This window comes from Calditerrivibrio sp. (assembly GCA_026415135.1).
GTDB lineage: Bacteria > Chrysiogenota > Deferribacteres > Deferribacterales > Calditerrivibrionaceae > Calditerrivibrio.
In genome coordinates this window covers 83,544-102,061 of sequence record JAOAHS010000026.1, presented here as the reverse complement: position 1 = coordinate 102,061, position 18,518 = coordinate 83,544, and the positions used below count along the sequence as shown (strand labels likewise).

Here is an 18,518-nt window from a genome sequence, read left to right as displayed (position 1 = left end):
AAACTCCCCGAGACGGACTCGAACCGCCAACCTAGTGGTTAACAGCCACCCGCTCTGCCGATTGAGCTATCGGGGATCATCAACTGCGGACTGAACATATACCATATTTAAAAAAAATGTCAACAAAAATTTTCTTACTGGTACCCCTTGTTTACTAAATAACCAAAAATAAAAAAACATCATCCAAATACTGTATAAAACTATCGAAAAATGTTGCTTTTTTTATTTTCTTCCCTATAATGTATCAAAAAAGTGGTGAAATAGATGAAAATTATATTCATATTTTTCATAATATATCATATTTTTGCCGTACTAGCTATCGCAAATGACAATCTTACCAATAACTATATCGATAATTTAAGCAAAATAATAGAACAAAGATACTATATACCTTATGATTTTAGCAAAAAGATTCTCTCTTCTCTCAATATTGATAATAAAACCCTTGAAAAGATAGTGGCTCCCAAAGAAGCACTTATATGGGGTAAATACAAAGACATCTTCGTGACAGAAAAAAGGATAAACGATGCTAAAGCTTTTTTGAAAGAGCATTTAGACATATTAAGAAAAATAGAAAACGAATTTAAGGTGGACAAAGAGATAATAGTTGCCCTTGTAGCCATAGAATCTAATTTCGGCAAATATAAACCTGTTCACAATGTTGGTGATGCCCTTTTTACCCTCGCAAAAGAGTACCCTCCCCGAAGTAATTTTTTCACAAAAGAACTTATTCATTATATAATATTGCGTAGATTAGATAAAACATATGATAACAACAACATAAAAGGTTCTTATGCTGGTGCAATCGGCCTACCTCAATTCATGCCTTCAAGTATTCTAAGTTACGCTGTAGATTACGATAACGACTGTAAAATTGATCTTTTAAACAATTGGCCAGATACCTTTGCAAGTATAGCCAACTACTTAAAGAGTAATGGCTGGGAATTCAACGAGTTAATTGCAACTAAAGTAAGACCAGAACATGTTAAAACATTAGAAAACTTTGTAAATCAAAAACTTTCTCTGGATATTAAAACTCTCTCTTACCCAAGCCCCAAAAAAAATACCGCCTCCATAAAAAAATTCTCTTATGACAACAACACCTATGAACTGTGGATAACATACAAAAATTTTGATGTTATTAAAACATACAATCGCAGCGATAATTACGCATTATCAGCTACCCTAATAGTAGAAGCCCTTAAAAATGCAAACAAGGAGTAATAACCTATGCTAAAATACCTTGTCTTGATACTTTTGACAACAAGCCTATCCTTTGCAAGCGTCTCTTTCATAACAGAATCTAAAGGGATTTCTTGTATGACAAGTACATCAAAACCCGAGGAGACAGAATACAAGGCAATATTAGATGCTAAGAATGATGCAATAAATAATATTTTAAAACTACGCCCAGAGCTAATAAACTTTTTTAATTTTGAAAACTCAAGATTTGAATTGATATCAAAATCATCCAAATGGGATATAGAACCTGCCCAGATAAACAGTTGTATCAAAGTAAACACAAAAATAGCCATCTTTCCAACACCAAAAGACAATATAAAAGATGATACCCTGAACGTAACCATCATCCCTAACAGAGATAAGTATTTTTTAGGTAATGAAATCAAATTTTATATAAAAAGTTCCAAACCTTTCTACTCAAGAATATTTTATCGAGACAAGGAAAATAAATTATACCTAATCTTTCCCAACAAATACTCACTAAATAACCTCTTTGAAAGCGGAGTAATCCACGAGGTACCCTCTTCCGCCGACAAATTCAAATTAAGCTATGATAAAAACACCCCAAAAGAGCAATTTATATTCTTCATATCTCCTTCCCCTCTTAACACTCCTAATCTAACTGACTCCACAATACCGATAATAAACATTGACCCCAAGGAGCTTTTTAGTAAAATTGCTGATATTCAGATCAACAGCAAAGAGAAAATCTATGTAGAAGAACTCTACTATAAAAATATAGAGCTAAAATAGCTTAATACTCACCATTTTCTACCAATACACCTCTTTTCTCAGGGAAAAAATATATATATGCATCCATTTCCTTACCTGTATCCAAACGCACCTTTATCAATTCCCTGTAATAATAGTTTGGATGTTCTTCAAATTTATCCAGTTCATGAAGTATCTTTTCATTTACAAGATATACCTCACCTTTAATTGTAGAAACCTGCTCATCTTTTACAACATAGGGGATATTATCTTTGTACATAGCGTACTTTTCTACAGTTTCAGCTCTACCTAAGAATTTAGCATCCTTCATAAGGTAATTAAACTGCTTCCCCTTCTTTAATGTTCCATAAACAAACACCTTAGATCTTTTAGTTCGTACCACTGTGCCCAAAACCTCCAATACCTCTTTCTGTTTTATTTAAATCTTCTATAAGTTCAAAATCCACTCTCACCACCTCTGTAAAAACCATCTGTGCTAACCTATCACCTTTTTTGTACTCAAATGGCTCATTTCCAAAATTGGCCAATATCAAACAAACCTCACCCCTATAGTCTGAATCTATCGTCCCCGGTGAATTTAGAATAGTTATTCCATGCTTCAAAGCAAGCCCACTTCTGGGTCTTATCTGAGCCTCATAACCTTCAGGGATCTCAAGGAATAACCCTGTTTTAACAAGCTTGATTTCACTGGGATTTATAACTCCAGACTCGATAGACCTAACATCAACTCCAGATGAGCCGGTAGTAGCATACTCCGGTATTATGGCGTCTGTATCTAGTTTGATATTGACCACTATCCTTTTCACTACTGCTCTACAGCCACTATTTCAATGTTGTATTCAATAGTTTTACCAGCAAAAGGATGGTTAAAATCTATCACATAACCTTTTTCATTGATCTCTAACACAAACCCTCTAAACATGTTACCATTGTTATCTTTTAAATCAATAAACTTCGATGGCTGAATCTCACCCACTTCAGCTGGTAAAAGCTCTTTCGGTATAAGCAAAACATTTTCCTCAGACCATTCACCAAATAATTTATCTGGTGTCATTATGATTTTTTTCTTCTCACCTACTGTCATACCTATAAGGTTTTTCTCAATCTCTTCAGGCAGTTCACCACCACCTATCAAAAAAGATATGGGCTCATTGACTGGAGTAGCATCCAAAAGCTCACCATCAAGCCCTCTTGCTGTGTAACAGATTTTAATTTTTGAGCCGTTCTTGATCATAATATTATCCTTATGTTGTTAGTTCTGCACCGGGCAGACATATTGAAATTAAACCTTTACAACCTTTTTTGCAATATTTTTTTATTCATGAATAGAAAGAAGTCGTAAAACCCTTAATACAGCCATTAAAAGATTATCTTCAACAAAATCAGGCTGAATATTATGGTTTTGATATTTCTCAAGCTCACCTAATCCATAACCTGTTTTTACAAGTATTTTAATTGCCCCTATCCTTTCCCCCAGTTCAAGATCGGACCATTTGTCACCTATAACGAACATACTTCGTTGGTCGATATCAAAATCAGCAAGAGCCATCTTCACTAAACCCTCTTTGGGTTTCCTACAATCACAATCTATGCCATAAATGGGATGTTTTGTTTTTGGATAGTGGGGACAATAATAAATAGCGTCTATAAATGCACCCTTTTCCAACATCTTATCTTTTAGGTAGGTATGTAAACTAGTCACAAGTTCCTCAGAAAAATAATCCCTTGCAATTCCACCCTGATTGGTAATAACTATTGCATAGATACCCATCTCGTTTAAAAGTCTTAGTGACTGGGGAACAAAATCAAAAATTTTAAAACTATTTATGTGATTTATATAACCAGCCTCCTCATTAATCGTCCCATCTCTATCAATAAATACTGCAGGCCTGCCCATCTTCACTCTCCAGTACTCTTTTGAACCTCTTATTCATAGCCAACCATTGCTCTGGATATTTTTTTATTACATCTTCATAGACTTCATTAATACTTTTAGCAAGCTTTTTTGCACTTTCAATTTCAGATAACGATTTATCTGGGAAAAGAGCTGGATATATCTCCAACCTCCACCTATCCTTTTGTCTTAATAAAAATGCCATAACTATTACAGCATTACTTCGTACAGCATAAATAGGTATACCTGAAACAAATGTAGTCTTCAAACCAAAAAACTCAACAAAAAAAGAATTTTTCTCCAGCCCACCCTGATCCAACAGCGCCCCAACAGCCATGTTTTTTTTAAAAGCCCTTTGAATACTAATAAGAGCATTGAAATGATTGATATAATTTATTTTTTCACAATACCTTAGCGCTTCCACAATTTTATTAAGCTTTTCACTCCTCAAAGATTTACCCACAACAGTGATACTGTTTTTACTAATCATTGTGTATATTTTAGGTAGAAACTCCCAACTACCAATATGACCTGAAATCAGAAAGATATTTCTTTTTTCTTCAATCAAACGAAACAGCTCCCCCATATCAGGCAAATCCACATATTCCAAAAACCCCTCATCGATATCTCTCACTAAAAAGATCTCCAAAAACGAGATAAAATTGTTTTCAAATGTTTTTTTAGTAAGTCCTTCAGGTACTACTCCATCAAAAACCAGTGACAGATTTTTATGGGCTACCTGTCGTCTTTCCTTTGACAGATAATAAACCATCTTTCCTATATATTTTCCTAAAACCTTCAGTCTTTGCACACCCATCTTCTGAAAAAATGCCACTATATACTTAAGAAATAACATCCCTGATATCCTTAAACAATGGCTCCAATCTATTTTTAATTATATGTTCCACATCAGCTATAAACCTTTCAAAGTTTTCCAAATTATACTCTGTTTTATAATATCTAACAAGGTCATCCTTACCATACACATCCACCACCAGACCGTACATCTTGGCAAGATCATAAACCTCTTTGAAATTTTCCATATAAGGGCCAACTGATACAACTTTTTTAAACTGTATTGCCTCAAATATATTATGCCCACCGATCCTTACCAACGATCCTCCAATAAAAACCTTTAAAGATACATTGTACAAATATTCAAGGCAACCAAACCTATCAACTATAACAACATCCGACTCAGGGTTATAATTACTCAAGAAAGATACCTTCAACCCCTTTTTTACACAGATATCAACCACTTCATTTACCCTATTTAAATGTCTTGGAGCTATAACGACCTGATCAAAAAGATCGTCATCGAATGTTTCCATAAAACTATCCAAGATAATCTCTTCCTCATCTGCATGGGTACTGCCAGCAATCAAAATCCTTTTTCCGTTGGGGATGATATTTAGGTCGACAAAAGCACTCATATTCAGGTATTTAATATTACTTAATATATTAACCTTTGAAGAGTCTTCCAGGATCCTTACAAACCTATTTCTGTCCTCATCACTTTTTGCATATATCTTAGTGACTTTGTTGAGCAGTTTTTTAAAAACAAACTTAAAAAGAAGATATCTCCTAAAACTCTTATCAGATAGTCTCCCATTGATTATAAAAATAGGAACCTTTTTCGACACGACATTGATAAGATTTGGCCAGATTTCAGTATCCACTAAGATAAAAAGTCTACAATTTAACAGATCCAAAAGATGGGATATAGCCCATCTATTCTCAATAGGTAAAAGGAAAGCTACATCAGGATTTATTTCTTCCAGAGCTATTTTCTTTCCTGTAGCTGTAATAGTGGAGATTACAATAGCCATTTCTGGGTAATCTTTTTTCAAGAGTTTTACAAAACCCTTTATACTTCTAACTTCTCCAACACTTGCACAGTGGATCCACATAGAGTTTTTGAGATCTTTTTCTATCTTAATAAACCCGAATCTTTCAAAATAATCCTTATCTTCACCCCTTTTATAGGCAAATATGTACCCAAGAGGTAACGCTAAAGGGATAATTAAATGCAAACATAGGTTATAAATAAAACTTAGCATATCTCTCCGTCATATTAAGCATTTTGGCTTTAAGGGAATCTGTTTCAGCTTTTATCTTCGATTTATCGATATCTTTATCCGTGATATATGGGTCACCCAGAAAAAGGTCAATTTTAGCAAACGGTTTTGGAAAGAGAAAGTTATCCCAACTGGAAAATCGTAAAAATCTATCCACAGAAGCCACAACAGGTATTATAACACAATCAAACCTTTTAGCTATGTAGATCACACCCTTTTTTACATCAAACTTAGGTCCTTTAGGTCCATCAATGGTAATTATTATGTCAAAATCCTCTTTCAAGTACTTTTCTGCCTCCAGAATAGCCATAGCCCCTGCCCTTGATGATGAACCCCTTACAGAATCGAAACCGAAATACTTTATAATATTTGCTGCTATCTCCCCATCTCTGCTTCGGGAAACTATACCACAGGCTTTTGAGTATTTAGACATAGGGTAAAAAAGTGCTAATTGACCATGCCATATAGCAAAGATAACCCTCTCACCTCGAGCTTTTAAATCCTTATAGGTATCCAAACCATGAATCTCAAAGCGCACAGTTTTAATCAGCAACTTTATTATAACGACAAAAATATATATAAGAATCTTATTCATTTACAAGAGCTTTTTTTACTATTTCTCCTATAATAATTACCTCAGAATCATCAAGATATGGATTTATGGGCAGAGAAAACACTGTTTTAGCAAGCTTTTCACTTACAGGTAAATCCCCTTCTTTGTATCCAAGATACTTAAAGGCGTTTTGTAGATGTAAGGGCACAGGGTAATATATCGCTGTGGCTACTTCAGACTTCTTAAGAGCCTCCATTGCTAAATCACGCTTTGGACTTGTAATAGTATATTGATGATACACATGCACTGCACCTGTAGTTTCTTTTTGATACCCTACAGATGCTCCTATAGTTTTTTTGTAGAGTTGAGCTACTGATCTTCTCTCCTGATTAAAATTATCTATATACTTTAATTTGACTTTTAAGATAGCAGCTTGTAGATCGTCTAATCTGGAATTAAACCCTATCATTTCATGATAATACCTAACATATGAACCATGATTTCTCAAAGCTAACAATATCTTATATAACTGTTCATCATTTGTAGTAACCATCCCCCCATCACCATAACAACCTAAGTTTTTACTGGGGAAAAAACTGAAACAACCGATATCTCCTATATTGCCTGTTTGGATACCTTTGTATGTCGCCCCAAACGACTGGGCACAGTCCTCTATAATTTTCAAACCAAATTTTTTGGATATATCTATTATCTTGTCCATGTCACAAGGGTTACCAAAGAGATGAACAGGAATAATCGCTTTTGTCTTTGAAGTAATCTTTTCTTCTATTTTTTGAACATCGATGTTCATCGTCTCCTCATCTACATCCACAAAAACAGGTTTGCCACCACAATAAACAATAGCTTCGGCCGTAGCAATAAAAGTAAATGGTGTAGTTATAACCTCATCACCATCTTTTATACCAATCGCCTTTAAAGCCAGATGCAGTGCGTCTGTACCACTTGCCACACCTACAGCATACTTACACCCAAGATAAGCAGCAGCCTTCTCCTCAAACTCCTTTACATTAGGTCCCAAAATAAACTGAGTACTATTTAAACTCTTATCTATTTCAGCCTTAATCTCATCGCCAATAACCGCAAGTTCTCTTTTTATATCCAACATTGGGATCATACTTTAACCTCCACTTTTTTCAAATCTGATTTATTTAGCAAAAAAATGCACAAATAACAACTAATATTTATTTCTGCTTATCTGAATTGATGTTAAATCAAGACTCTTTTTATCCTAAAATTCTATTGACTTTCTTTTTGATTAAATTATATTAACTTCAAAATTTTTTAGTGGAGAAGCAACATGAAGATTACAAGGGCATCTGATTATGCCATCAGAGTAGTAACATTCTTTGCAAACGCACCCAAAGATAGATATTATATGAGAGGAGATCTCTCCAGTGAATGCTGTATACCTGACAGTTTTTTGGGTAAACTTTTACAACTATTAGTTAAAGCAGATATACTCCAATCAGAAAGGGGCAAAAAAGGTGGGTTTAAGCTAAAAAAAGCCCCAGATGAAATAAGCCTCTATGACATAATTGTGGCAATTGAAGGTGAAATAGAGATCAATGATTGTTTAGTCGATGACAACGTTTGCAATGTAACGTCAAGCTGTAAATTCCATAATATATTAGACCAGATCAGAAAAAACTTCATAACAGATCTAAAAAAATACAAAATCTCAGATATTTCGTTTTAACATATTGATAAATAAACACTTTAATAAAGCACTTTATATAACTACCCAACCACCTCCTATTTCTTTTTTAAGACAAATAGGTTAGAAATTTTAACTTGATAGTTTCAAATTATTAAATTATCATCCCCGAATCAGAGAAATTTTGGAGGATATCTATTATATGGAAAACATAAAAGAGATTTTGACAAAAGAACCTGGATTATCAAACAATGCCATAACAGTTCTTAAAAAAAGGTATCTAAAAAGGGACGCTGATGGCAATTTATTAGAAACCCCAAAAGAAATGTTCCAAAGAGTAGCTATAAATATCGCACAAGCCGACAAGTTTTATGATGAAAAAGCAAACATTGCAGAAACAGCCAAAAAATTCTACGATATGATGATCGAATTAAAATTTTTACCAAACTCCCCCACCCTGATGAATGCCGGTAAAGAATTACAGCAGCTCTCTGCATGTTTTGTTTTACCGGTAGAGGACTCTTTGGATAAAATATTTGAAGCTGTAAAATACACTGCACTCATACATAAATCTGGAGGAGGAACAGGATTTTCCTTTTCAAGACTTAGACCGAAAGATGATGTGGTAAAAACCACCAAAGGCGTTTCCAGTGGACCTATATCCTTTATATCTGTTTTTGATGCAGCCACAGAAGTTATTAAACAAGGCGGCACAAGGCGTGGTGCCAATATGGGTATACTACGTGTAGATCACCCAGATATTATGGATTTTATCTATGCTAAAAAGGATAAATCCAAATTAACAAACTTCAACCTCTCCGTTGGACTCACCGAAGAATTTATGAAAGCTGTAGAAGAAGGTAAAGATTTTGAGCTCATAAACCCACGAAACAAAAAAGTTGTAGGCAAACTCAATGCTAAGAAAGTTTTCGATGAAATGGTTCAATTAGCATGGGAAGGTGGCGATCCGGGGATCATATTCCTTGATAGGATAAATAAAGCAAATCCAACCCCTAAAGAAGGAGAAATAGAAAGTACCAATCCCTGCGGTGAACAACCTTTATTACCCTATGAATCTTGTAACTTAGGATCGATAAACGTAGCAAAATTTGTAAAGGATGGAAAAATTGACTGGGAAGAGTTAAAAGAAGTTATTCACACTAGTGTTCATTTTCTTGATAATGTAATAGACATGAACCGCTATCCTATCCCTGAAATTGAAAAGATGACTAAAAAAAATAGGAAAATAGGCCTTGGCATAATGGGCTGGGCCGATATGTTAGTGCTACTTAATATTCCATATAATAGTGAAGAAGCCATTGAGCTTGCTGAAAAACTTATGAAATTTATCAATGATGAATCTAAAATAGCTTCCTCAAAATTAGCAAAGATAAGAGGAAACTTCCCAAACTTTGAAGACAGTATATACCCTGCTATGGGTTTTAAGTATCTAAGAAACGCCACAACAACCACAATAGCCCCCACAGGAACTATTTCAATAATAGCTAATGCTTCAAGTGGTGTAGAACCATACTTTGCCATAGCTTTCTATAGAAATGTCATGGATAATACTAAACTTGTAGAGGTCAACCCATATTTCAGAAAAGTTATAAAAGATTATGGACTCTACAGTGACGAACTGATGGAAAAGATTGCAGAAAAAGGGATATTAAAAGATATACCTGAAATTCCTGAAAAAATAAAACGTATCTTTGTAACAGCCCACGAAATTAACCCTATATGGCATGTACGTATGCAGGCAGCTTTTCAAAAGTTTACCGATAACGCAGTAAGTAAAACAGTAAATTTCTCCCATGATGCCACTGTTGATGATGTTAGAAACGTATATTTACTTGCTTACAAACTCGGTTGTAAAGGAATTACTATATACAGGGATGGCTGCAGGGAAGATCAAGTCATAAATCTAGGCACAAAAACCGAATCTACAAGAGATCAAAAACCCACTGGAGAATACAAAGCTGTGTTTACCCCAAGACCACGTCCTAAAATCCTTTTCGGCAAAACAATAGAAATGATGACAGGATGTGGAAAGCTTTATGTTACCATAAACTCAGACGAAAATGGTGATCCCTTTGAAGTATTTACAAGCATGGGAAAAGCTGGTGGCTGTGCCCAAAGTCAATGCGAAGCCATCGGTAGATTGATCTCAATAGTATTTAGAAGTGGTGGCTCACCCGACATTATAATCAAACAACTAAAAGGTATCTCCTGCCACATGAAATTTGGTTTCGGTCCGAACCAAGTCCTAAGCTGTGCCGACGCAGTAGCAAAAGCAATAGAAAAAGCCATCAACAGCCCTGTAGAGATAAAATTAATAAAAGATGGCATAACTGTGGATAAGCTTTTAGAAGCAGCAGAAGAAAAAGAAGAGGTAGTTGTCAAAAACGGTGCCTGCCCTGAATGTGGCGGACCAATTCAATATTTAGAAGGGTGTGATGTTTGCCACTCCTGCGGTTATTCCCACTGTAGCTAAACGATGGACAACAATTCTAACACAATGTTAATAATAAAATATCTCTTCGGAATAAAATTTGTTATTGACAATACAAAGACATCTTATTATGACTATAAAATAAAATTAGGAGGTGCAAAATGGCACATTTTATAACTGAAGCCTGTACAAACTGTGGAGCTTGTGAAGATGAGTGCCCAGTAGGTGCTATCAGTGAAGCTGACAGCAAAAGGATAATTGATGCTGACACTTGCACTGACTGCGGAGCTTGTGTTGAAGTCTGTCCAGTAGACTGTATTGAAGCTCGCTAATACCAGAAAATTATGTGGGGCGATAGCCCCTAATATTTTAGATAAATTTACTACTCTGAGAGTATGATATGGGATTATTGAAAGATATAAAAGAGGATATCAATGCAATTTTTGAAAGAGATCCAGCAGCGAGGAGTACTTTAGAGATAATATTTTGTTACCCCGGGTTTCATGCAAGACAATTTCATCGTCTGGCTCACTGGCTTTGGAATAAAAAGCTGTTCTTTTTAGCAAGATTTGTATCCCATATCTCCCGTTTTCTTACAGGTATAGAAATACACCCGGGAGCTAAAATAGGTAAACGATTTTTCATAGATCATGGCATGGGTGTTGTAATCGGGGAAACAGCAGAAATAGGTGATGATGTCACCATATATCATGGTGTAACATTGGGTGGTGTATCCCTAAACAAAGGCAAAAGGCACCCAACCATAGGTAATGGTGTAGTAATAGGTTCTGGAGCAAAGGTTTTAGGACCTTTTAAGGTAGGTGATGGTGCTAAGATTGGTTCTAATTCTGTTGTTATCAAAGAGGTCCCAGAAAACGCAACCGTAGTAGGTATCCCTGGTAGAGTTGTAGCAGAATCTGGAAAAACCAGTGGTTTTGAACACGACAAGCTACCCGATCCAGTTGCTAAAGCCATATCATGTATTATAGATAGATTAGTAGTACTGGAAAAAGAGGTAGAAGAACTCCGAAAAAAGGAGGAAAAATGAAAGTCACAACTAAGAGTAGGTATGCCGTAAGAGCTATTTTTGCCATGATAGCCTTAGGAGCTGATAAAGAACCTGTTTCCATAAAGAAAATTGCTGATTTCGAAGGTATCTCTATAAAATACCTTGAACAGCTTTTTACTAAACTTAGAAGAAATAAGATAGTAAAATCTGTCAGAGGAACTTTAGGTGGGTACATGTTTGCAAAACCATTGGATCAGATAAATTTAAAGGATATCATATATGCCATGGATGGTCCAATAAAACCTGTAGATTGTATAGATACCTCCGGCTGTGAAAAATCCTCCATCTGCGCTGTAAACTGGGTTTGGTTTGGTCTTAAAAAAGATATTGACACTTATTTAGAAAGAATTACATTACAAAAGATGAAAAATATACATTTTGGAGCATAAAGATGTCCATATACTTCGATAATAGTGCAACAACAAAAATAGATCCTAAAGTATTTGAAGCAATGACCCCATATTTTAAAGAAAAGTTTGCAAATCCTTCGAGCATCCACGTTGAAGGAAGATTAATAAGGGAAGATGTGGAAAAAGCAAGAGAAGTAGTGGCTAAAACCATCAGTGCCTTACCTGAAGAGATAATTTTTTGTGGAAGTGGAACAGAATCTGACAACATCGCCATAAAAGGGATAGCCTTAGGTTTACAGAACAAGGGCAAACATATCATCACATCCAATATTGAACACAAAGCAGTACTCGAATCCTGTAAATATCTCGAAAAACTTGGATTTGAAATTACCTACCTGCCAGTGAGAAACAATGGTATCATAGACTTAGATGATTTCAAAAATGCCCTACGAAAAGATACGATACTCGTATCTATAATGCTTGCTAACAACGAAATAGGCACAATCCAGCCTATCAAAGAGATAGGCCACCTCTCAACCAAATATGGTTTTATCTTTCATACTGATGCTGTTCAAGCTGTTGGGAAAATGAATGTGGATGTGTCTGAATTAGGGGTCCACCTTTTGAGTTTCTCTGGCCATAAAATCTATGCCCCCAAAGGTATCGGAGTACTCTATATAGATAAGGAGTTGAAAAACATAATAGAGCCTATTATTCATGGAGGCCATCAAGAAGATGGCATAAGATCAGGTACAGAAAATGTCCCTTACATAATTGGAATAGCAAAAGCATGCGAAATTATACAACAGAATTTAGAAAAGGATATCGACTATATAACCTCCATAAGAAACAGATTTGAAGAAAAAGTTCTCAACGAAATACCTGATGTTTATGTAAACGGTGACACAAAAAACAGAGTTTGCAGCATCTCAAATATCACATTCAAACATATCGAAGCTGAAGCCCTTATGGTTTATGCTTCTGAGGTTTGCTGCTCTACAGGGTCAGCATGTTCCTCTGGTGGCATGGATGCTTCCCATGTATTAAAAGCTATAAACGTTGACCCAGTGGATATCCATGGAGCCATAAGGTTTAGTTTTGGTAGATTCAATACAATAGAAGAGGTAGATAAAGCTGTAGAAATATTAAAGGTCAGTACCCAGAAGTTAAGGGAGATGTCCCCCCTTTATAGAAAATAGAGGTTATGGGAAAAACTATCCTAAAAGATTTAGAACTTCTTTGCTCCCAGCTGGGGATTACATTGAGATATGAAAAAACATCAGCAAGGGGTGGATTGTGTAGGGTTGACGACAAGTTCTATATAATTATAGACAAAAAAGCCAAAGATGATTACAAAGCTTTCGTTATTGCAAAGTCATTAAAACAGTTTGATCTAAGCCAAATCCACCTAAAACCAAAAATAAGAGAATTTTTGGAAGAGTATTAAAAATTGGAAGAAATAGATAAGATCTTTCATATATTAGAGGTATCTTATAGAAATTTTAATACCCCATCTGTATCCCAAATATCTCAATTCATCCAAAACAATCCCTATGCAGTTTTAATAAGCACTATAATCTCCCTGAGAACAAAAGATGCTGTAACCTTAGAAGCATCAAAGAAAATCTTATCTAAAGCCAAAACACCCTACGAGATGGTAAAACTTTCAAAAGAAGAGATAGAACAATGCATCTATCCTGCTGGTTTTTATAGAAAAAAGAGTGATTTAATTATAAATATCTCCCGTCATCTGATAGAAAAATATAACGGTACTGTCCCAGATAGCTTAGAAGAATTACTTTCGATCAAAGGGGTTGGCAGAAAAACTGCAAACTTAGTCTTAGTGGAAGGATACGGGATCCCAGCCATATGTGTGGATACCCATGTTCACAGAATCATGAACAGAATGGGCTTTGTGAATACCAGATCCCCCCAAAAAACAGAAGAGGAACTAAGAAAAAAATTACCTAAAAAATACTGGATTAAATGGAACGAGTATCTCGTTGCCTATGGACAGAATATATGCAAACCTATCTTACCCATTTGTTCTTCTTGCAAACTCGACCCTTTTTGTGCTAAAAAAGATGTAACCAAAAGGAGGTAGGAAATGGCTAATATGATCGATGATGTAGATCGAAAATTACTCAACTTATTGATTAACAACGCAAGGATCTCTTATGCAGATATGGCAAAGGAGGTAGACCTCTCATCACCTTCCGTAATAGATAGAGTAAAAAAGTTAGAAAATGCAGGGATCATTAAAAGTTATTCAGCTAATGTCAATTATAAAGCAATTGGATACGATATTCTTGCTTTCATAGGGATCTCCCTAGATAGTGCCCAAAGTATTTCAGATTTTGAAAAAAATATATCAACTTTTGATGATGATATTATAGAATGCCATCATGTAACTGGTGATTTCACCATGATAGCAAAGGTGATTACAAAAAACACAGACTCCCTATCAAACCTTATAAAAAAGATTAGAAATATAAAAGGTGTTCAAAAAACCAACACAATTTTAGTCTTTTCCACCATAATGGACAGAAAAAAACCGATTCAGTAGATGCAGAAAGATATATTCTTTTCTGTGGTAATCCCTGTTTATAACAGAGTATCCCTGTTAAAAAACACATTAGAATCTGTTTTTTTACAAACGTATAAACACTATGAAATTATCGTAATTGATGATGGATCAAATATCGATCTTGCCTATTACTTAAAACCATACTTATACCGTATAAGATATATAAAATATAATAAAAATAGAGGTGTTAGCTATGCAAGAAATGTAGGTATAAACAATGCTAAATATGAGTATATCGCATTTTTAGACTCCGATGATATCTGGCTACCTAATAAACTATCATTACAAGCATCATACCTAACAAAAACTGGGTATTTAGTATGCCATACAGATGAATACTGGTACAAAAAAGATAGATTTATCAACCCAAAGGAAAAACATCAAAGGTATGGTGGACATATCTTTAAATATATTTTAGATTTCTGTAGAATAAGTCCCTCTTCAGCTGTCATCCATAAAACTGTTTTCAACAAAGTGGGGCTATTTGATGAAACCTTGCCTATATGCGAAGATTATGATATGTGGCTTAGGATTGCAAACAAATTCGAAATAGGCTATCTCCCTATTAAAACTATCATTAAAATTACTCATACTGAGCCCCAACTCAGTCTTACCACACCCCATATTGAGTATTATCGGCTTATCTCACTATGTAAGATATTAAAAAAATACATTATACCCAATTCTCTAAAAAAACATGCTATAATTGAATTAGAAAGAAAATTCGATATAGTAAAAAATGGTATAAAAAGTTCTTGACTTTTTTGTATGAAATTATAATAATTTGAAATTAGGAGGAACTATGAAAAAGATATTTTTGTTTTTGGGAATATTTCTTTTAATTTCAATATTATCTTATGCTGCAGATATTATTGAAGAGTGGGATTGGGTTGTACCACCTCAGACACCAAGTTTACAGAAGTTTGTGGTAGATAATGAAACTGCTCTTTTAATACTCGATATCGAAGAACTCACCTGTAACAAAGAAAGAAGACCAAGATGTCTGGATACCGTTCCCATCATCTCTAACCTACTCAAGAAAGCAAGAGATAACAATATCTTTGTTGCATACTCTCTCACCCCTAATGGTAAACCAGATACCATACTCAAAGAGGTTTCCCCCCTCGGCACAGAACCGGTAGTAAACTCAACAGTAAACAAGTTTTTAAATACAAATCTTGATAATATCCTAAAAGCAAAGGGGATAAAAAAGCTTATCATAACAGGTACAGCTGCAAACGGTGCAGTTTTATTCACAGCCACTGAAGCCTCTCAAAGAGGCTATAAAATCATAGTTCCTGTGGATTGTTTGTCTGCAGACCTCTTCGCTGAACAGGCTGTGGTACACACACTGATTAATGGACCTGGAACTAGAAACAACATAATACTCACAAGAAGTACACTAATAGAGTATAAACAATAAAAAGGAGGCAAAAGATGTCTGAAACAAAAACCAATTTAAAGGAAGCATTCTCTGGCGAAAGTCAAGCGTTTCAAAAATACTCTGCATTTGCTAAAAAGGCTGAAAAAGAAGGGTTTAAAAATGTTGCGAAACTTTTTAGAACTACTGCTGAAGCAGAAAGAATTCATGCAGAGGGTCATCTCAATGCGTTGGATATGGTGGGCTCCACAGCAGAAAATCTAAAAGCAGCTATCGAAGGGGAAACATATGAATATAAAGAGATGTACCCACCAATGCTGGATAAAGCAAACAGTGAAGGTCACAAAGCAAAAGTGATGTTTAATTTTGCCCTAAAAGCTGAAGAGGTACATGCTAAATTATACCAGAAAGCATTAGAAGCTGTAGAATCAGGTAAAGATATCGAAGCCACAGACTTTTATCTCTGTCCTGTTTGTGGTTATATAGAGTTTGATTCTGCTCCAGCCAAATGCCCGATCTGCGGAGTTTCTGGAGATAAATTTACCAAAGTTGCTTAGAAAAAAATGGGGGATTGTATCCCCCGTTTACCTCATAAATGCCTAAATTGTGCAAATTTTGCCTATTTTATTTGAAAAATACTTATACGATCTTATTAATTCTACAAGTGATTATGGCATAAACTTTGGTTAACATCAATCAAAAATTTAAAGAGGTATGTTATATGTTTAGAAAAACTATATCATTTTTAGCTTTTTGGTCGTTCTTAGCTTTATCTATTACAGGGATAGTTCTGTTTATAATCCCCCAAGGAAGAATAGCATATTGGGCAGACCTACACATTCTTGGGCTTGACAAAACCCAATGGGGCAACCTTCACATAACTTTTTCAGCCCTTTTTCTCATCACAGGCTCTCTTCATATCTATCTAAACTGGAAAGCACTTTTATATTATTTAAAAAATAAGGCCCAAATGATCACATTTGCCACTCCACCATTTCTCTCCGCTACGGTCATTTTTCTGCTGTTTTTTATTGGGACTTATTATGAAGTATCACCTTTTAAAGATCTTATAAAATTAGGGGACACCATTAAAGAAAGCTGGAAAGATAAAGTAGGTGAACCACCATATCCCCATGCAGAGCTTTCTAAAATAGGGCAACTAGCAAAAAAAGAAGGGATGGAAAAAGAGATAATCATTCAGATTTTAAAAGATAATAACATAATATTTAATGAAAATGATAATCTCCTAACAATAGCAAGAAAAAATAACACCACCCCATCCAAACTATTTGAATTCATAGAATCAAAGTATACTGAATACGAAACTAAAAAATAAAAAGGGAGGAATTTATCCCCCTTTTCCTGATTTATCAACCTTTAAAAACCCTTTCAACCTTTCTTAACCAGCCTTCTGGAGCTTTTTGTCTACCATATTGTATATCCGTGTATGTTTTATATATCTTTTTAGTCATCTCCCCTATCTCGCCTGTTCCCACCTTTAAAACAGTTCCATCTTCAAATACATACTCACCTACAGGTGAAACAACTGCAGCAGTACCAAACCCACCTGCCTCTACAATTTCTCCAGATTTTATACCATCAATAAACTCTTCAAGACTTATCTTTTTCTGAACAACTTTAAACCCCAAAGTGGGCAGCAACTCTATCATACTCATAGATGTAATAGACTTCAATATAGTATCAGTAAACTCAGGTATATATACTGTACCATCCTTTGTAATATGAAAATGGTTCATAGCACCAGCTTCTTCCAAATATCTGTTTGAAGCATCAAGATATAAGACCTGACTGGCACCAAATTTTTTTGCAAACTGACCTGCTCTTAAAGAAGCTGCATAATTACCGGCTGCCTTGGCAGCACCAGTACCCCCTGAAACCGCCCTGTGAAATTTCTGAGTAATAAGTAATCTAATGGGCTTTGTAAAACCTGTTGGGTAGTATGGGCCACTTGGAGATAAAATTACCATATACCTATAGCTCTCACTAGGATGAACCCCCAGAGAATCGGAGGTACCAAACATGAAAGGTCTTATGTACAAAGAAGCACCCTCTTGTATTGGAAACCAATTTCTATCGACATCTATCAAAGCGTGTATAGCTTTTATCTGAAATTCCACATCCACCTGTGGCATACATAAAACTTCGGCCGAGAAATTAGCTCTTTCGGCATTTTTGTCCAACCTAAAGGTATAGATTTCCCCATCAGGATGCATAAAAGCCTTTGCACCTTCAAAATACGCTTGACCGTAATGTAGAACAATTGCTCCTGGAGCGATATTTATATCTGAATAAGGGCAAATTTTTATATTGTACCATTCATGACCATCAAAATCCATCATAAACATATGATCAGTCCTCAGCTGACCAAAAGGTAATGGCTGTTCGGGTTTGAATGGCTCTAATCTTCTTTTTGATCTTGCTTTTAAACAATAGGATATCTCCATACTTCACCTCAGTTCATAGTTTGATGCATATTATTTTTTA

24 protein-coding genes and 1 tRNA gene are annotated in these 18,518 nt (G+C 35.1%); 15 read left to right on the top strand and 10 right to left on the bottom strand.

Going from position 1 to position 18,518, the window contains the following annotated elements:
* Window positions 1-3 precede the first annotated feature (3 nt).
* Window positions 4-76: transfer RNA gene (locus N3C60_04795), tRNA-Asn, on the bottom strand.
* Between the two features lie 188 nt (window positions 77-264).
* Between N3C60_04795 and N3C60_04790 the strand changes: the two genes are divergently transcribed.
* Both N3C60_04790 and N3C60_04785 read left to right on the top strand, forming a co-directional pair.
* Window positions 265-1,224 carry a lytic murein transglycosylase gene (locus tag N3C60_04790; protein MCX8084220.1) on the top strand — a complete coding sequence of 320 codons (960 nt, stop codon included), beginning with the start codon at window positions 265-267 and terminating at the stop codon, window positions 1,222-1,224.
* Between the two features lie 6 nt (window positions 1,225-1,230).
* Window positions 1,231-1,995, top strand: coding sequence for a DUF4384 domain-containing protein (locus N3C60_04785; protein ID MCX8084219.1), 765 nt, complete (start codon window positions 1,231-1,233; stop codon window positions 1,993-1,995).
* Window position 1,996: 1 nt separating this feature from the next.
* Here the strand turns inward: N3C60_04785 and N3C60_04780 are convergent, their stop codons facing one another.
* The 8 genes from N3C60_04780 to N3C60_04745 all read right to left on the bottom strand — a co-directional run bounded on the left by N3C60_04780 (window position 1,997) and on the right by N3C60_04745 (window position 7,634).
* Window positions 1,997-2,356, bottom strand: a complete 360-nt coding sequence (locus N3C60_04780; GenBank protein MCX8084218.1) for a gamma-glutamylcyclotransferase — start codon at window positions 2,354-2,356, stop codon at window positions 1,997-1,999.
* A complete protein-coding gene (gene dut / locus N3C60_04775) occupies window positions 2,343-2,780 on the bottom strand; it encodes a dUTP diphosphatase (protein MCX8084217.1) in 438 nt (145 codons plus the stop codon). The genes N3C60_04780 and dut overlap by 14 nt, the downstream gene beginning before the upstream one ends.
* On the bottom strand, window positions 2,780-3,208 hold the full coding sequence (locus N3C60_04770; GenBank protein ID MCX8084216.1) for an FKBP-type peptidyl-prolyl cis-trans isomerase: 429 nt from the start codon (window positions 3,206-3,208) through the stop codon (window positions 2,780-2,782). Before N3C60_04770 ends, dut begins: the two co-directional genes overlap by 1 nt.
* Before the next feature lie 81 nt (window positions 3,209-3,289).
* Entirely contained in the window at window positions 3,290-3,871 is a 582-nt protein-coding gene (locus N3C60_04765) for an HAD family hydrolase (GenBank protein ID MCX8084215.1), read from the bottom strand.
* Window positions 3,846-4,724, bottom strand: coding sequence for a lysophospholipid acyltransferase family protein (locus tag N3C60_04760; GenBank protein ID MCX8084214.1), 879 nt, complete (start codon window positions 4,722-4,724; stop codon window positions 3,846-3,848). The genes N3C60_04765 and N3C60_04760 overlap by 26 nt, the downstream gene beginning before the upstream one ends.
* Entirely contained in the window at window positions 4,711-5,928 is a 1,218-nt protein-coding gene (locus N3C60_04755) for a 3-deoxy-D-manno-octulosonic acid transferase (GenBank protein MCX8084213.1), read from the bottom strand. The genes N3C60_04760 and N3C60_04755 overlap by 14 nt, the downstream gene beginning before the upstream one ends.
* Window positions 5,909-6,541, bottom strand: a complete 633-nt coding sequence (locus N3C60_04750) for a lysophospholipid acyltransferase family protein (GenBank protein ID MCX8084212.1) — start codon at window positions 6,539-6,541, stop codon at window positions 5,909-5,911. The genes N3C60_04755 and N3C60_04750 overlap by 20 nt, the downstream gene beginning before the upstream one ends.
* A complete protein-coding gene (locus tag N3C60_04745; GenBank protein MCX8084211.1) occupies window positions 6,534-7,634 on the bottom strand; it encodes a DegT/DnrJ/EryC1/StrS family aminotransferase in 1,101 nt (366 codons plus the stop codon). The genes N3C60_04750 and N3C60_04745 overlap by 8 nt, the downstream gene beginning before the upstream one ends.
* Before the next feature lie 183 nt (window positions 7,635-7,817).
* Here N3C60_04745 and N3C60_04740 point away from each other — a divergent pair, with 183 nt between their 5' ends.
* The 13 genes from N3C60_04740 to N3C60_04680 all read left to right on the top strand — a co-directional run bounded on the left by N3C60_04740 (window position 7,818) and on the right by N3C60_04680 (window position 17,349).
* Entirely contained in the window at window positions 7,818-8,216 is a 399-nt protein-coding gene (locus tag N3C60_04740) for an Rrf2 family transcriptional regulator (protein MCX8084210.1), read from the top strand.
* A 160-nt stretch (window positions 8,217-8,376) separates the two neighbouring features.
* A complete protein-coding gene (locus tag N3C60_04735; GenBank protein MCX8084209.1) occupies window positions 8,377-10,668 on the top strand; it encodes a vitamin B12-dependent ribonucleotide reductase in 2,292 nt (763 codons plus the stop codon).
* Between the two features lie 119 nt (window positions 10,669-10,787).
* Entirely contained in the window at window positions 10,788-10,958 is a 171-nt protein-coding gene (locus N3C60_04730; GenBank protein ID MCX8084208.1) for a 4Fe-4S binding protein, read from the top strand.
* Between the two features lie 68 nt (window positions 10,959-11,026).
* A complete protein-coding gene (gene cysE, locus N3C60_04725) occupies window positions 11,027-11,674 on the top strand; it encodes a serine O-acetyltransferase (protein ID MCX8084207.1) in 648 nt (215 codons plus the stop codon).
* Window positions 11,671-12,084 (top strand): RrF2 family transcriptional regulator, encoded by a 414-nt coding sequence (locus N3C60_04720; protein MCX8084206.1) that lies wholly within the window; start codon window positions 11,671-11,673, stop codon window positions 12,082-12,084. The genes cysE and N3C60_04720 overlap by 4 nt, the downstream gene beginning before the upstream one ends.
* 2 nt (window positions 12,085-12,086) lie before the next feature.
* Entirely contained in the window at window positions 12,087-13,244 is a 1,158-nt protein-coding gene (locus tag N3C60_04715; GenBank protein ID MCX8084205.1) for a cysteine desulfurase, read from the top strand.
* Window positions 13,245-13,249: 5 nt separating this feature from the next.
* Window positions 13,250-13,492: a hypothetical protein gene (locus N3C60_04710; protein MCX8084204.1), complete on the top strand. Its 243-nt coding sequence runs from the start codon at window positions 13,250-13,252 to the stop codon at window positions 13,490-13,492.
* A 3-nt stretch (window positions 13,493-13,495) separates the two neighbouring features.
* Entirely contained in the window at window positions 13,496-14,149 is a 654-nt protein-coding gene (locus tag N3C60_04705; protein MCX8084203.1) for an endonuclease III, read from the top strand.
* Between the two features lie 3 nt (window positions 14,150-14,152).
* Complete coding sequence (locus tag N3C60_04700) at window positions 14,153-14,611, top strand: Lrp/AsnC family transcriptional regulator (GenBank protein MCX8084202.1); 459 nt, start codon at window positions 14,153-14,155, stop codon at window positions 14,609-14,611.
* Window positions 14,612-15,391, top strand: a complete 780-nt coding sequence (locus N3C60_04695; protein MCX8084201.1) for a glycosyltransferase — start codon at window positions 14,612-14,614, stop codon at window positions 15,389-15,391.
* A gap of 43 nt (window positions 15,392-15,434) precedes the next feature.
* A complete protein-coding gene (locus N3C60_04690; GenBank protein MCX8084200.1) occupies window positions 15,435-16,055 on the top strand; it encodes a cysteine hydrolase in 621 nt (206 codons plus the stop codon).
* Between the two features lie 14 nt (window positions 16,056-16,069).
* A complete protein-coding gene (locus N3C60_04685) occupies window positions 16,070-16,570 on the top strand; it encodes a rubrerythrin family protein (protein ID MCX8084199.1) in 501 nt (166 codons plus the stop codon).
* A gap of 164 nt (window positions 16,571-16,734) precedes the next feature.
* The gene (locus tag N3C60_04680) at window positions 16,735-17,349 is read left to right on the top strand and encodes a DUF4405 domain-containing protein (protein MCX8084198.1); all 615 of its coding nucleotides are present in this window, start codon (window positions 16,735-16,737) and stop codon (window positions 17,347-17,349) included.
* Window positions 17,350-17,383: 34 nt separating this feature from the next.
* On the opposite strand, the gene N3C60_04675 is transcribed toward N3C60_04680, so the two are convergent.
* Window positions 17,384-18,478, bottom strand: coding sequence for a branched-chain amino acid aminotransferase (locus tag N3C60_04675; GenBank protein ID MCX8084197.1), 1,095 nt, complete (start codon window positions 18,476-18,478; stop codon window positions 17,384-17,386).
* Window positions 18,479-18,518 lie beyond the last annotated feature (40 nt).